The sequence below is a fragment of the Mesorhizobium sp. CNPSo 4670 genome (assembly GCF_057784235.1).
In genome coordinates this window covers 123,917-139,358 of the sequence record NZ_JBWJFQ010000027.1, presented here as the reverse complement: position 1 = coordinate 139,358, position 15,442 = coordinate 123,917, and the positions used below count along the sequence as shown (strand labels likewise).

Below are 15,442 nucleotides of genomic sequence, written 5' to 3'. Positions count from 1 at the left end.
CGGGATTCTTTTTGTCAAGAAATCCAGTCAAGCGGCTGAAAGGCCTAGAAAAAGCCTTTCCGCTGCCACCACCCGGCGCGCTTCGGCTTGTCCTCGATCTTGGACGCCGGTTCGTCGGCAAACGTCGAAGGCACCACCGGCACGACCGGCGCATCCAAGGCCGCCAGCTTGCGCAATGACGGGCGGAACTTCGGCGCCTCGTCGACCGTCGCTGCCGCTGCCTCGTCGGACGCCGTGGCCGGCGTCTCGGCCGGTGCCTCCGCGACCGCTTCGGCAGCGGCCGGCTCCTCGGCGACGACCTCGGCCGCGGCCTTCTTCGGCTTGGCGGCACGACGTGGCTTCTTCGGCTTTTCCGTGCTCGGCGCGTCGTCATTGGCCGGAGCAAGCGCCACTGGCTCTTCGGCCGGTGCGGCAACTACCGACTCACTGGAGACTGTCACGCTTTCCGCTACGTCGCTATCCGACACATCGAGCGTCTCGCCAGCGCTTGTCTCGACCTCGCCTTCACCGTCTTCGCGGCGATTGCGCTTGCCGCCGCGCTTGCCACGCCGGCGCTTCTTGCCTTGGCCTTCATCCGAAGCCTCAACCGTTTCAGACGTTTCGGCCACACCGAGAGGAGCGTCGTCGTCCGCTTCCGCGTCGCTGTCGCTGGCAGTGGTTGCCGAGCCGGAGAACTCAGCGGCCGGTGCGGAGACGGGAGACCCGTCCGCAGGTGCGCCGTGTTCGCGGTCGCGGTCCTTGCCGCCACGACGCCGCCGGCGCTTGCGGCGCTTGCGGTCGCGGCCTTCGCCTTCTTCGCCACCGGCAGCAGGCCGTGGCTGTTGTTGCTGCGGCTGCTGCTGGCGTGGCTGCTCAGCCTGCACGGGCGCCTCGTCGTCTTCCTCGATGACGACGATCTCGTCCTCGGGCTCATCCGGCTCGACATAGGCCGGCAGGCTGCGCACCTCGACAAAGCCTTCCGGCTTTTCCGCCAGTGCGCCGCGGAAGATCGCATAATGCTGCGCGCCTACGGAATCGTCGGCCTCGACGGTGATGGTCAGGCCGAAGCGGCTTTCTAATTCCACCAGCGTGCCGCGCTTGTGGTTGAGCACGTAGAGCGCGGTCGCCGCCGGCGTCCGCACCGTGATGTGGCTGCGCGAATCCTTGAGCAGGAATTCCTCGATGGCCCGCACCACCATCAGCGCGACCGATGAATCGGACCGCACATGGCCGGTGCCGCCGCAATGCGGGCAGGGCTTCATGGTCGATTCCAGCACGCTGGCGCGGATGCGCTGGCGTGACATCTCCATCAGGCCGAAATGCGAGATGCGGCCGACCTGGATGCGCGCACGGTCGTTCTTGAGGTGATCCTTCAACCGCTTCTCGACGGAGCGGTTGTTGCGGTTCTCCTCCATGTCGATGAAGTCGATGACGATCAGGCCGGCAAGATCGCGCAGCCTGAGCTGGCGGGCGACTTCCTCGGCCGCTTCCAGATTGGTGTGGAGCGCGGTGTCCTCGATCGAGTGCTCCTTGGTGGAACGGCCCGAATTGACGTCGATGGCGACCAGCGCCTCGGTCTGGTTGATGATGATGTAGCCGCCGCTCTTCAGCGTTACTTGCGGCTGCAGCATGCGGTCGAGTTGCGCCTCAATGCCATTGCGCACGAAGATCGGCGTCGTGTCGCGGAATGGTTGAACCACCTTGGCGTGGCTCGGCATCAGCATGCGCATGAAGTCCTTGGCTTCGCGGTAGCCTTCCTCGCCGGAGACAAGGATCTCGTCGATATCCTTGTTGTAGAGGTCGCGCACCGAACGCTTGATCAGGCTGCCTTCCTCATAGACGAGGGCAGGGGCCGTCGATTGCAAGGTGAGACTGCGGACATTTTCCCAAAGCCGCATCAGATACTCGTAGTCGCGCTTGATCTCGGCCTTGGTGCGGCTCTCGCCGGCGGTGCGCAGGATGACGCCCATGCCCTGCGGCACTTCGAGATCGGCAACGACCTCCTTGAGGCGCTTGCGGTCGACCGCGCTGGTGATCTTGCGCGAAATGCCCCCGCCGCGCGCCGTGTTCGGCATCAGCACCGAATAGCGGCCGGCGAGCGACAGGTAGGTGGTGAGGGCAGCACCCTTGTTGCCGCGCTCTTCCTTGACGACCTGCACCAGCAGGATCTGCCGGCGCTTGATCACTTCCTGGATCTTGTACTGGCGGCGCACCGGCTTGCGGCGGTTGCGCACTTCTTCCAACGCATCCTCGGCGCCGACCGATTCGACCTCGTGGTCGTCCGGGTGCGAGGATTGAACCTCCTCGAGCATGCCGCGATCGTTGTCGCCTGACGTCGCTTCGCTGCCTTCTGCTTGCGGGACGGCTTCGGAAATCACATCGGCTTCGACCGAGGCGGCGATCGACGTCGGGCCGCCGTCGCGCGTTTCGGTTTCGTCCTGCTCGGCAGAACCTTCGTCTTGCCCAGACGCATCGGCATGTTCGGACGTGTCGGCATGTTCAGTCGTATCGACATGTTCGGACGCATCGGCCGCGTGTTCGATGATCTCCGAAGTGTGAGAGATCTCCTCGACAACCACATCGCCATTGTCGCCGCCTTCGCTTGCCTCGCCGGAGCCTTCGGTCTCGCCGGCCGCGCCTGCGTCGCGCCTGTGTTCACCACGGTCGCGGCTCTTGCCACCGCGCCGGCGTCCGCGCCGCCCGCGATCGCGGCTCTGGCGATCATCGCCGTCGCCATCCTCGTCCTCCTCGTCTTCGGCCTCCTGCGCTTCGGCGCGCAGCAGTGCCTGACGGTCGGCGACCGGAATCTGGTAGTAGTCGGGGTGTATTTCACTGAAGGCGAGAAAACCGTGACGGTTGCCGCCATATTCGACAAAGGCTGCCTGAAGGGAGGGCTCTACGCGCGTTACGCGGGCTAGGTAGATGTTTCCTTTGAGCTGCTTCTTGTCCTGGGATTCAAAGTCGAATTCTTCAATACGGTTACCGCGAACGACGACAACGCGTGTTTCCTCCGGGTGGGAGGCGTCTATCAGCATTTTGTTGGGCATTATTTCGTTTCCCCCCGGCAGCCGTCAGCCGCAGCTTGCGTAGCAAAGCCCGCTGCTGCGTGTCTGGAGTGTGGGTGCCGGATAATTGAACGTCCGCCGGCCGCCGCTTGAGCGCCATGGCGGTGCCGCCCGCAGCCATAATGGCGCGGTTTGATGCGGACCTTTCCATGATTGCGCTTGAAGCCATCGTCACCAGCAGAACCTTTTGAACCAAAGCCCGGACAAACCGGACCAGCTTGTTTGCTCTTACAGAGCCGGCGCGGGAACAAACCCGGCCGTTTTCCTCACGCAGGCGATTCCCCCGCCACGGGCGCACACCTGCGAAATTTCGTCGCGATCACCTGAACCCTTTTCGCATGAAGCGAAAGGAGCCGCCTTTCATCTGACCCTGTAGCAGGAAGCTGCGGAGGAGGGCGGTTCCAGGATTGCAGTGATCCAGTATCGCTTTTATGATTTGGCGGGGTGGAAGGCAACCCCGATTTCCGATGCCGGCAAAAAGCAGTTCCGTAACGTAAGTACAGGCTCCGACCCTTGCATGAAAAGGCTTGGTTAACCTTCTCTGGATACCAATCGTTAATCGAGTTCGCGGCCTTACCGGCACTTCGACGAAACGACGGGCGCCTGGCGCCAAACCGGGAGCGACTGGAAGAGAGATGGGACTGGCAGACTTCACAGACAAGGGATGTCGTGTCGGCGGCCGGATCATCGTTGCCTTCTGCCTCGTGCTGTTGCTGGCGATCTCTTCCGCCTCGTCCTCCGTTGCCAATGCCGCCGAAGCACCGCTGGTGGCAAAAGGCTACAAGATGGCGGGCGATGCCACCAAGATGCGCATCGTCATGGATTTCGATCGCGAACCCGATGTCAAATGGTTCCTGCTGCGCGGTCCCAATCGTCTCGTCATCGATCTTGCGAACACACGATTCGCCATCAACGCCAAGGACTTGAAGGCGCGCGGCCTGGTCAGGGGCGTGCGCCTGGGCGCGCTCGGCGAGGGCGTTTCGCGGCTGATCCTCACCGGCAAGGGACCGTTCGCCGTCGACAAGCTCGATGTGCTCAAGAACGAGGACGGAACCGGCTACCGCATCGCCATCGACATCTCGGCAGCCTCCGCTCGCGAGTTCGACGCGGCACTTGCCAATCAGGCGCTGACCACCGGATCGACGGTCTCGACCGACAAGGGAGCGCGGGTCGGCACCGGACCGGTGTCCAATCCGGGCCATCGCTTCACTGTCGTCATCGATCCGGGCCATGGCGGCATCGACGGCGGCGCCGAGGGCCTGAACGGCACCATCGAGAAGAACGTCACGCTCGCCTTCGCCACTGAGTTGCGCGACAAGCTGGCGGCCGTTGGTAACTACGATGTGTTCATGACGCGCGATACCGACGAGTTCCTGCGGCTGGATGATCGCGTGCGCATTGCCCGGCAGCACGAGGCCGATCTGCTGATTTCCATCCATGCCGACACAATCAGCGTCAAGGGCATTCGCGGCGCCACCGTCTACACCGTTTCCGACAAGGCTTCGGATCCCGAGGCGCAGGCGCTTGCCGACCGCGAAAATCTCTCCGACCAGTTCGCCGGCATGGAAATCAAGAACGACAGCAAGGAAGTCACCGACATCCTGATCGACCTGATCCGCCGCGAGACGCACAATTTCTCGATGAGCTTCGCCCACACGCTGGTCGGCCAGCTTTCGACCAGCGTCGGCCTCATCAACAATCCGCAACGTTCGGCGGGGTTCAAGGTGCTGAAAGCACCCGACGTGCCATCCGTGCTGGTCGAACTGGGTTATCTCTCGAATGCCAAGGACGAGGCGCAGTTGCTCAACGCCGACTGGCGCGGCAAGGCGGCTCAGAGTATAACCAATGCCGTCGCACTTTTCGCGTCAGCCAAGACCGGAGCCGGAACCGGAGGCTGACATGCTCCGCGTCGCCCACAACCAGGGGCAGCGTTGCGCGGCGACAACAGCTGTTGCCTTTATTTACGGCCTGCGGTCACGAATTCAGGCATTGCCGTATTTTGTCCACATGGTGGCGACATGAGTTTTCGATTGCGGATTGGGACCGGCTCGAAAGCTTGCGCGGAAGGCGGCTTCGTTTAGGAAATTCCCGAACCAAGGACTGGAGCGGGTATGATTCGTCTCATTGGCTATTTTTTCGGCATCGGCACGACGCTGGCCCTTTTGGTCGCGGCGGGCGTTGCGATCTACATCGGCCATTTGTCGAAGGACCTGCCCGACTACGAGGTGCTGGCCAAATACGAGCCGCCGGTGACCACCCGCATCCATGCGTCGGACGGCGCGCTGATGGCCGAATATGCCCGTGAGCGGCGCCTGTACCTGCCGATCCAGGCCATACCGGATCGCGTCAAGGCGGCGTTCCTGTCCGCCGAAGACAAGAACTTCTACAACCACCCCGGCATCGACGTGACCGGCCTTGGCCGCGCAATCATCGTCAACCTGCAGAATTTTGGCTCAGGCAAGCGCCAGGTCGGCGCCTCGACGATCACCCAGCAGGTGGCGAAGAACTTCCTGTTGTCCTCGGACCAGACCTATGAGCGCAAGATCAAGGAGATGATCCTCGCCTTCCGCATCGAGCAGGCCTATCCCAAGGATCGTATTCTCGAGCTCTACCTCAACGAAATCTTCTTCGGCTTCGGCGCCTATGGCGTCGCCGGTGCGGCGCTGACCTATTTCGACAAGTCGGTCAACGAGCTGACCGTGGCCGAGGCCGCCTATTTGGCTTCGCTGCCGAAGGGGCCGAACAACTACCATCCCTTCAAACATGCCGATCGCGCGCTGGAGCGCCGCAACTGGGTCATCGACCAGATGGTCGAGAATGGCTACGTGACGCGTGAGGAAGGCGCCAAGGCCAAGGCCGAGCCGCTGGGCGTGACGCCGCGCCGCAACGGCACCTATCTTTTCGCCGGCGAGTACTTCACCGAGGAGGTGCGCCGCCAGATCATCGCCCGTTACGGCGAGAATGCGCTTTACGAAGGCGGCCTTTCCGTCCGCACCACGCTTGATCCGAAGGTTCAGCTCATCGCCCGCAAGGCGATGCAGAACGGATTGATGAAATACGACACGCTGCGCGGTTATCGCGGACCGGTGACGACCATCGACGTGTCCGGCGACTGGGGCGTGCCGCTGGGCAACGTCAAGGGGCTGGAGGATGTCCCCGAATGGTCGCTGGCCGTCGTGCTCGACAGTTCGGAGACCGGCCTGTCGATCGGCCTGCAGCCGGCGCGCCAGGCGTCGGGCGAGATCGTCAAGGAACGCGTCGAAGGCACCGTCAGCAAGGACGACATGGGTTTCGCCATGCGCCATCTGGTCGACGGCAAGACCGTCAAGGCCAAGTCGCCGGCGGACGTGTTGAAACCGGGCGACGTCATCTTCGTGCAGAAGAACGATGGCGCCGATGGCGCCTACAGCCTGCGCCAGGTTCCCGAGGTGGAGGGCGGCCTGATCGCCATGGATCCGCATACCGGCCGCGTGCTGGCCATGGTCGGCGGCTTCTCCTACGCCCAGTCCGAATTCAACCGCGCGACGCAAGCCATGCGCCAGCCAGGCTCCTCGTTCAAGCCGATCGTCTATTCGGCCGCGCTCGACAATGGCTATACGCCGGCCTCGGTGATCATGGACGGGCCGATCACCATCCAGAGCGGCAACACGACCTGGACGCCGAAGAACTATGACGGCACCGTTGCTGGTCCGGCGACATTGCGCTCCGGCATCGAGAAGTCGCGCAACCTGATGACGGTGCGGCTTGCCAACGATATGGGCATGAAGCTGGTCGTCGAGTATGCCGAGCGCTTTGGTGTCTACGACCATCTGGCGCCGTATCTGCCGATGGCGCTGGGCTCCGGCGAAACGACCGTGATGCGCATGGTGTCGGCCTACTCGATCATGGCCAACGGCGGCAAGTCGATCAAGCCGTCGCTGATCGACCGCATCCAGGACCGCTACGGCAAGACGGTGTTCAAGCAGGACGAACGTGGCTGCCAGGGCTGCAATGCGCCCGAATGGCAGAACCAGCCGGAACCGGAACTGGTCGACAATTCCGAGCAGGTGCTCGATCCGATGACCGCCTATCAGATCACCTCGATGATGGAAGGTGTCGTGCAGCGCGGCACCGGCGCCACCATCGGCGAACTCGGCCGCCACATCGCCGGCAAGACCGGGACGACGAACGACGAAAAGGACGCCTGGTTCATCGGTTTTACGCCCAACCTCGTCGTCGGCCTCTACATGGGCTACGACACGCCGCGCGGCCTTGGCCATGGCGCTACCGGCGGTGGTCTCGCGGCACCTATCTTCAAGGACTTCATGCGGGTGGCGCTGGATGGCACGCCCAATGTCGACTTCAAGGTGCCGGAAGGCATGAATCTGATCGCCATCAATCGCAAGACCGGCATGCGTGCCGCTTCGGGCGATCCCGGCACCATCATCGAAGCCTTCAAGCCGGGTACCGGGCCTGCCGACAGCTATTGGGTGATCGGCATGGGCGCCGACGGCTCCAATGCCACCGGCGGTGCACTGTCGCCGCAGGCCAACCAGGCCATCCAGTCCGGTGGCGGCGGCCTTTACTGACGATTTTCATGAGCGGATGGGCTGGCCTTGCGCCAGCCCATTTTGCTTTACAGCCGGCGGCGGCCTCCCTATGTATCGCGCCGACCGATTTCATCAAACAGGACAGAACAGCCAGCCATGCGCGCGGAAACGCAGAATATTGTCGACGAGATCAGGCAGGCGATTACCCTGCTGAGGAGGCATCTTTGACTGGGATCAGGCCATAAAGCGGCTTGAATACCTCAACGTGCGCGCCGAGGACGCCAGCCTCTGGAACGAACCGCTGGAAGCGCAGAAGCTGATGCGCGAACGGCAGGGCCTCGAGGAAGGTATCGCCTCGGTGAAAGGCCTGACGCAGGCGCTGGATGACAATATCGGGCTGATCGAACTCGGTGAGGAAGAGGGCGACGAGGGCGTCATCGCCGAGGCGGAAGCCGCGCTCCGTTCGATGCAGGGCGAAGCGAAAGCCCGCCAGGTCGAGACGCTGCTGTCGGGCGAGGCCGACGCCAATGACACCTATCTCGAAGTCCATGCCGGCGCAGGCGGCACCGAAAGCCAGGACTGGGCCTCGATGCTTTTGCGCATGTACACGCGCTGGGCCGAGCGGCGCCGCTTCAAGGTCGAGGTGCTGGAAGTGCATGACGGCGAAGAGGCCGGCATCAAGTCCGCCACGCTGCTGATCAAGGGCCACAACGCCTATGGCTGGCTGAAGACGGAATCGGGCGTTCATCGCCTGGTGCGCATTTCGCCCTATGACAGCAATGCGCGCCGGCATACGTCGTTCGCCAGCATCTGGGTCTATCCGGTCATCGACGACACGATCGAGATCGACGTTTCCGAATCCGATGTCCGCATCGACACCTACCGCTCGTCCGGCTCGGGCGGCCAGCACGTCAACACTACCGATTCGGCGGTGCGCATCACACACCTTGCCACCGGCATCGCGGTCGCCTGCCAGGCCGAACGGTCGCAGCACAAGAACAAGGCCAAGGCCTGGGAGATGTTGCGCTCGCGCCTCTACGAGGAAGAGCTGAAGAAGCGCGAGGCGGTTGCCAACGCGACCGAAGCGTCGAAGAGCGATATCGGCTGGGGTCACCAGATCCGCTCTTATGTGCTGCAACCCTATCAGCTGGTGAAGGATCTCCGCACCGGCGTCGAGAGCACCAGCCCGTCGAGCGTGCTCGATGGCGACCTCGACGATTTCATGGAAGCCTCTTTGTCGCAGCGCATCGAAGGCGGTGCGGGTGAAGCGGTGGCGGATCTGGATTAGGTCACGCACTCATGAACTGCTGGCGGTAGCTGCAAGGTTCTGATTCAAGCTTCTTGAAGGGAGCTGCTGATGGGCCAGCCTCGCTACGAGTTGACGGATTTCGAGTGGTCGGTGATCGAGCCGCTGCTACCGAGCAAGCCGCGCGGGGTGCCTCGGGTTGACGAGCGGCGTGTTCTGAACGGGATTTACTGGCGTCTTCGGACCGGCTCGCCGTGGGCGGACATTCCCGAGCGCTACGCCCGTATACGACCTGCTACAACCGCTTCGTCAGATGGCGCAAGGCGGGCGTATGGGACCGGCATCTTCGATGCTGTATCAAGGGCTTACGATGGCGGGCAGATGATCGACAGCTCGTCGATCCGGGTTCACCAGCATGGTGCCAACGGTAAAAAGGGGCGCCGGATACCGCCCCCCGGGCCGTGAGCCTGACGACAGATGCATGGGCGCTCGCGCGGTGGACTGACCACCAAGATCCACGCGACGCGCGCGGCCTGCCGATCGCGCTCAAGCTGACGCCCGGACAAGCACACGATGGCAGGAGCGCCGCCGACATGCTCGATACGCTCGGCGGCGGCGACGTGCTGCTCTCCGATCGCGCCTACGACAGTGATGCCTTGCGCCTCGAGATGGCCGCGCGCGGCGCGTGGGCCAACATCAAGCCGATGTCCGGCCGCAAACGCCGCCCGCCGTTCAGCGCCTTCCTCTATCGCTACCGCAACCTCGTCGAACGCTTCAGCAAACTCAAGCACTTCCGTGCCGTCGCCACCCGCTTCGAAAAGCACAGCGAAAACTACCTTGCTCTCGCCAAACTCGCTTCAGCCAAAATCTGGATGCGCTTTACGAGTCGGTGAGCTAGAAAGGCCCCCTCGGACGCTCGGAGAGGCGTTCAGGCAGGAGCCCGACCATGATCAAGATGAGCGTCTACTATCCGGCCGATGGCGGCTCGAAGTTCGATCACGACTACTACCGCACCCGCCACATGCCACTGATCCAGGAACGGCTCGGCGATGCCTGCCTGCGCTACGAGATCGATAAGGGCCTTGCGGGTCGCGAACCTGGAAGCGCGCCGGAGTTCGTCGCGGCGTGCCACATCTACTCGCCGACCCTGGGGACATTCCAGGAGGCGTTCGGACCTCACCGCGCGGAGATCGTCGCGGACGTCGCCAACTATACGGACATCGCGCCCATCGTGCAGATCAGCGAAATCGTTGGAGGGTAGGGGGTTCGGCGCGTCAGGCGTAGCCGTTGAACTTTCCGGGATCGGCGTAGTGCTGGCGCACCTGATCCATGGTGACGTAGCCGGTGCCGGACCGTTCGACGATCGGGAACATGTGGTTGCCGTTGAAGCGAAAACTACCTTGCTCTCGTCAAACTCGCTTCAGCCAAAATCTGGATGCGCTTTATGAGTCGGTGACCTAGTCCTTGGAGCACGAATTCCATCCCGATTCCATCGGGATGGAGCAGGGCTCCAGAACCGCGGGCCCACATAGACATGGATAGGACAATGGCTCGCAAGCTTGTCGGAAAATGTCTGTGCGGCGCTGTGCAATACGCCGTTCGGGACGAGTTTGTTTACGCTGCCAACTGCCACTGTTCCAATTGCCGACGAACCACGGGTTCCGCCTTCAAGCCGTTCGCCGGTATCGAGCGCGAAAAATTTGCCTTGAGCGAAGGCGAGGACAAGCTTCTGATCTTCGGCGATCAAAGCGGCCATGATGCGCATTGCGGGTTGTGCGGATCATTGCTGTATTCGCTCGTTCGCGAGGGGGCTTTTGTCCACGTGGCGATGGGAACTCTTGCCGACGATCCGTCGATCCGCCCGTCCGCCCATATCTTCGTGGGCTCCAAGGCGGGCTGGTTCCCCATCACCGACGACCTGCCGCAATATCAAGAGCACGTGATTGCCGGATCTGTCGACGAATAGGCGTCGGTCTGCCACGTAGCAATTTCTTGCGCCGACTCACATTTGCGCTCACCATCACCGCATTGAGGGGAGACAAAAGCATTTATGGCTGGGCGCAGCATATCTGCTAGCTGACGATCCGGCCGCTGGGAAGACACGTTCAGGGAACGGGCAAGCGAAACGCTTGATGGCTCGTTTGAAAGGAACGTTTCCATGTCTGCCACACCCAGATCGGCCAAAGCCGTTCGACCGGCCGGCCGACTTCTGTTATCCCTGCTTGCAATTCCAATGATAGCAATGCTGTCCTCGCCGGCGTTGGCGCATGATGCCAAGCCGACCGCGGCGAAGCCGCAAGGCTGGAGCTATCCGTTCGCCTGCTGCGCCAACTACGATTGCCGCGAGGTGTCGCAAACCTCGATCAGCGAGCGCCCGGAAGGTTATGTCATCAAGGACACCGGGGAGGTGTTGGCCTACAGCGACAGACGAATCAAGGATTCGCCCGACGGTGAATTCCATTGGTGCGCCCATGAAGCCGGGCTCGATGCCGGCAAGACCATCTGCCTGTTCGTGCCGCCGTCGTCCTTCTAGGCCTTCTGGTCTGGATTTGGAATGGAAGGTTCAGACGGCGCGCCGTCTGGCGCGCCTCTGCTGACAGAGAGTTGTCAGGAGCGCCTCTTTATGCTGCCTTTGCCGCACGAGACGGTGGGCGACAGGAGGAGTTCGTTGATGACCATCAAGGCAAGCTGTCATTGCAAGGGGACGACATTCGAGGTTTCGCAGGCACCGCAGACGGTGACGCAATGCACCTGCTCGTTCTGCTCGAAACGGGGCTCGCTCTGGGCCTACTACGTTCCGTCGCAATTCAAGCTCACCAGCCCGCCGGAGAACGTTTCCGTCTACCAATGGGGGTCAAAAACCGTAAAGCACGGTTTTTGCGCCACATGCGGCTGCGGCACCTTCACAGAAACGCCGGATTGGTCGACCGGCGAGCCTGATTTCGACAATCCCAAGATCAGTGTCAATTCGCGGCTGTTCGACGATTTCGATCTCGACAAGGTCGAGGTGGTCGTCATCGACGGCAAGAATCTCTGGTAGCCTCGCCATGATGGCGACCGGCCAATCGGCGTCGGGGAAAAGCCGTTGCGGCAGCTTTTGCCGTTCCGCTTTTCGCCGCATTTCATGTTACAAGTCGCGGGAAGGGCTGATTTGGCGCCATTGCAGTGGCGTGACCTGGAGAGGGACGATCCTATGAAAAAGACTGTGCTCGTCGTTGTGGCGACGGCTTTGCTTGTGAGCGCCTGCACCACCACCGATCCGTACACAGGCGACCAGAAGATTTCCAACACCGCCGCGGGTGCCGGTCTTGGCGCCCTGGCAGGTGCCAGCCTCGGGCTGCTTGCCGGTGGTAACGACCGTCGCAACGCACTGATCGGCGCGGGTATCGGCGCGCTTGCGGGCGGCGCCATCGGCGCCACGATGGACCAGAACGAGGCCGAACTGCGCCGGCAGCTTCAGGGCACCGGTGTCAGCGTCACCCGTAGTGGCGACCAGATCATCCTCAACATGCCGTCCGACATCACCTTCAACACGGATCAGGATGCCGTGAAGCCCGGCTTCTACCAGGTGCTGAATTCGGTCGCGCTGGTGCTGAAGAAGTTCAAGCAGACCACGGTCGACGTTTTCGGCCACACCGATTCGACAGGTGGCGACCAGCACAATTTCGATCTGTCGCAGCGGCGCGCGCTGGCGGTCGCCAACTACCTGTCCGGCCAGGGCGTCGATCAGCGCCGCTTCGCCGTCACCGGTTTCGGCAAGACGCGGCCGATCGCATCCAATGCGACCGCCGAAGGCCGTGCCCAGAACCGCCGCGTCGAGATCCAGCTGTCGCCGCTCACCTGATCTGTCCGGCAAGCGAATGCAAAACGGCCCCATATATGGGGCCGTTTTTGTTTGAGCAGATGCCGGCGCAGATTGGCGCTCAGCGAATTAGCTAGTTCTAACTAACTAGTTTCCCGCAGCCACGGAAAGGAATAGCATCGACCCTGTTCCGGAGAGGATGAGGCGGATACAACTGGCCGCGCAATCAGCATTTTTTCCCGCCTCGGTCTTGCACGGCCAGATTCAGAAAATCTGGGAGGAATGCATGACAAGAACAGCCAGCCTTGGGCGCTGCGGCGTCCTCGCTTTAACCACTCTTGTGGGCGCATGGTTGGGCGTCGCCACGGCTCAGGCCGAGGATGCCGGCAAGGCCGACATAGAGGCCTTGAAGAAGTCGCTAGCCAAATATGAGGACTACACCGCCGCCGTCCGCGACCTCTATCTGTCGACAGTCGGCTGCGTCTACTTCAGCGGAGAAAAGATACCGGGCACGATGGATTACCCGAAAGGCGCCATGGGTATCCATTTCGTCAACGTCCCCAGCGTCGGCCAAAAACTCGATCCGATGCACCCCAACGTGCTGATCTACGAACCGACTAAAAAAGGCCTGCGCCTTGTCGGGGCGGAATGGCTGGTGCCGCTGACGCCGGACATCAAAGCGCCGCCGAAGCTGTTTGGCCAAACCTTCATGGGCCCCATGGAGGGACACTATCCGCTCATCCCGAGGGAGTTCGTTCACTACGATCTTCACGCCTGGTTCGTGGACAATCCGAACGGCCTATTCAGTCCGACGAACCCGAAGGTGAAATGCAACAAGGCCGAGTTTCCGATGCTGGAGAAGCCGACCAAGATGATGCCTGGCCCGATGTAACGGGCGAGCCAGGCTGGGAGCAATTCCAGCACATGCGAAGCGTCTTCCGTCCGGAATGCGTCAAAACAGAGAGATAGAGCGGTTCGGGGTTTCAAAGAATCGGTGAACCGCTCTACGAGCTTACCGTGAAGGCAAGCCGATGGCCGGCTTGCCTTCGAAAGCGATTGGGGATCAGACCTTGGCGACGATCCGCATGAAGGCCGGCATGTCGTCGCCGAAGCCGACAGTGGTGTCGTTGTCTTCCTGGCGGTGGCGGGCAGGGCGGTTGCTGTCGCGCTGCGGCCTGGTGTCGCCACGTTCCGGAGCGCGCGGTTCGTTGCGATCGGATGATTTGCGCTCGATGTTTTCCGAGCGGATCGCTTCCTTGCGTGCACGCCGTTCGCCGATGTCGGCGACCGCGGTCTCTGGCACATCAGGCTGTTCCTGCTGCTGCGCAATGACGGCCGGGGCGTCTTCCTCACTGTGTTTGGAGCGACGTTCGCCGCCCCTCTTGCGCTCGCCCCTGTCCTTGCGATCGTCATCCTTGCGGCCGGCGCGGCGCGGCGCGCCCTTGCCACGGCGCGGAGCATCGTCCTCGCCGCCTTCGCTGGCGACCACCGTCGACAGGTCGCCATCATGCCACTCGATCTTGTTGCCGATCAGCCGCTCGATGGCGTCGATATACTTGGTGTCCGACTTGGTCGCGATGGTGAAGGATTTGCCCGAGCGCCCGGCACGGCCGGTGCGGCCGATACGATGGACATAGTCTTCGGCATGGATCGGCACGTCGTAGTTGAAGACGTGGCTGACGTCGGGGATGTCGAGGCCACGTGCGGCGACGTCGGAAGCAACGAGATAGCGCAGCTTGCCATCGCGGAAATTGGCCAGCATCTGCATGCGCGCACGCTGGTCCATGTCGCCATGCAGCGCGCCGGCGTCAAAATCATACTTCAGCAGCGAGCGGAACAGCTCCGACACCTCGACCTTTCGGTTGCAGAAGATGATGGCGTTCTTCAGCTCCGCGTCCTCGGCCTTGATCAGGTTGCGCAGCGTCTCGCGCTTGTCCCACGGCTTGGAGCCGGATTTGACCAGGCGCTGGATGATGTTGGTGGCGGCCGACGCGGCCTTCGAGACCTCGACGCGCACCGGCGCGTGCAGGAATTTCTCGGTGAGCTTGGTGATCTCAGGCGGCATCGTCGCCGAGAAGAACAGTGTCTGCCTGGTGAATGGGATCATCTCGCAGATGCGCTCGATGTCGGGGATGAAGCCCATGTCGAGCATACGGTCCGCTTCGTCGATGACGAGGATCTCGACGCCGTTGAGCAACAGCTTGCCACGCTCGCGGTGGTCGAGCAGGCGGCCGGGCGTCGCGATCAGCACGTCGGCGCCGCGCTCCAGCTTCTTGTCCTGTTCGTCGAACGAAACACCGCCGATCAACAGCGCGATGTTGAGCTTGTGGTTCTTGCCATATCTGATGAAATTTTCCTCGACCTGTGCGGCGAGCTCGCGGGTCGGCTCCAGGATCAGCGTGCGCGGCATGCGGGCGCGGGCTCGGCCTTTTTCGAGGCGGGTCAGCATTGGCAGCACGAAGGAGGCCGTCTTGCCGGTGCCGGTCTGGGCGATGCCCAAAATATCCTTGCCCAGCAAGGCGTGTGGGATGGCACCGGCCTGGATCGGCGTCGGCTGGGTGTAGCCGGCATCGGTGACTGCGGAAAGGACCTTCGGCGACAGGCCTAGGTCTGAAAAGGTCAACGCTTCTGGAGCGGTCGTGGTGTCTGAGGACAAGTGTTGTTGTCTTTGGCTGGTTCGGGGAAGCGCAACAGCATGTGTGTCGCGGCAAGCGCCACGCGCCTGCAAGATTGGTATTGCGATTAGGCGCAAGCCCACGATTTGTCAACAGAAACGGGCAGGAATGGCACGATTGTGAAGTTGTAACCTTAATCGCAATGC

Annotated in this window: 11 protein-coding genes and 1 pseudogene; 10 read left to right on the top strand and 2 right to left on the bottom strand. The window is 62.2% G+C overall.

Going from position 1 to position 15,442, the window contains the following annotated elements; translation table 11 throughout:
• Positions 1–44: 44 nt before the first annotated feature.
• A complete protein-coding gene (locus AC0ZT5_RS31510) occupies positions 45–3,026 on the bottom strand; it encodes an Rne/Rng family ribonuclease (protein ID WP_488499584.1) in 2,982 nt (993 codons plus the stop codon).
• Positions 3,027–3,679: 653 nt separating this feature from the next.
• Here AC0ZT5_RS31510 and AC0ZT5_RS31505 point away from each other — a divergent pair.
• The 10 genes and pseudogenes from AC0ZT5_RS31505 (at position 3,680) to AC0ZT5_RS31460 (ending at position 13,513) form a co-directional block, all read left to right on the top strand.
• A complete protein-coding gene (locus tag AC0ZT5_RS31505; RefSeq protein ID WP_488499583.1) occupies positions 3,680–4,942 on the top strand; it encodes an N-acetylmuramoyl-L-alanine amidase in 1,263 nt (420 codons plus the stop codon).
• A gap of 213 nt (positions 4,943–5,155) precedes the next feature.
• Positions 5,156–7,612, top strand: coding sequence for a penicillin-binding protein 1A (locus AC0ZT5_RS31500; protein ID WP_477228494.1), 2,457 nt, complete (start codon positions 5,156–5,158; stop codon positions 7,610–7,612).
• 117 nt (positions 7,613–7,729) lie between these two features.
• Positions 7,730–8,861, top strand: a protein-coding gene (prfB, locus tag AC0ZT5_RS31495) for a peptide chain release factor 2 (protein ID WP_477306147.1) whose coding sequence is annotated in 2 segments (ribosomal slippage) — positions 7,730–7,795 and positions 7,797–8,861 — 1,131 coding nt in all. Because the reading frame shifts where the segments join, the coding sequence is not laid out codon by codon here.
• 69 nt (positions 8,862–8,930) lie between these two features.
• A pseudogene (locus AC0ZT5_RS31490) lies at positions 8,931–9,712 on the top strand (IS5 family transposase).
• Between the two features lie 53 nt (positions 9,713–9,765).
• Positions 9,766–10,080, top strand: a complete 315-nt coding sequence (locus AC0ZT5_RS31485) for an EthD family reductase (RefSeq protein WP_488499582.1) — start codon at positions 9,766–9,768, stop codon at positions 10,078–10,080.
• Between the two features lie 285 nt (positions 10,081–10,365).
• Positions 10,366–10,785 (top strand): GFA family protein, encoded by a 420-nt coding sequence (locus AC0ZT5_RS31480; protein ID WP_488499581.1) that lies wholly within the window; start codon positions 10,366–10,368, stop codon positions 10,783–10,785.
• 192 nt (positions 10,786–10,977) lie between these two features.
• The gene (locus tag AC0ZT5_RS31475) at positions 10,978–11,352 is read left to right on the top strand and encodes a hypothetical protein (RefSeq protein ID WP_488499580.1); all 375 of its coding nucleotides are present in this window, start codon (positions 10,978–10,980) and stop codon (positions 11,350–11,352) included.
• A gap of 138 nt (positions 11,353–11,490) precedes the next feature.
• A complete protein-coding gene (locus tag AC0ZT5_RS31470) occupies positions 11,491–11,859 on the top strand; it encodes a GFA family protein (protein WP_095091674.1) in 369 nt (122 codons plus the stop codon).
• Positions 11,860–12,012: 153 nt separating this feature from the next.
• The gene (locus tag AC0ZT5_RS31465) at positions 12,013–12,663 is read left to right on the top strand and encodes a YiaD family glycine zipper/OmpA-like lipoprotein (RefSeq protein WP_095090696.1); all 651 of its coding nucleotides are present in this window, start codon (positions 12,013–12,015) and stop codon (positions 12,661–12,663) included.
• A gap of 244 nt (positions 12,664–12,907) precedes the next feature.
• Positions 12,908–13,513: a hypothetical protein gene (locus AC0ZT5_RS31460; RefSeq protein WP_488499579.1), complete on the top strand. Its 606-nt coding sequence runs from the start codon at positions 12,908–12,910 to the stop codon at positions 13,511–13,513.
• A 171-nt stretch (positions 13,514–13,684) separates the two neighbouring features.
• Here the strand turns inward: AC0ZT5_RS31460 and AC0ZT5_RS31455 are convergent, their stop codons facing one another.
• The gene (locus AC0ZT5_RS31455) at positions 13,685–15,277 is read right to left on the bottom strand and encodes a DEAD/DEAH box helicase (protein WP_477287625.1); all 1,593 of its coding nucleotides are present in this window, start codon (positions 15,275–15,277) and stop codon (positions 13,685–13,687) included.
• Positions 15,278–15,442 lie beyond the last annotated feature (165 nt).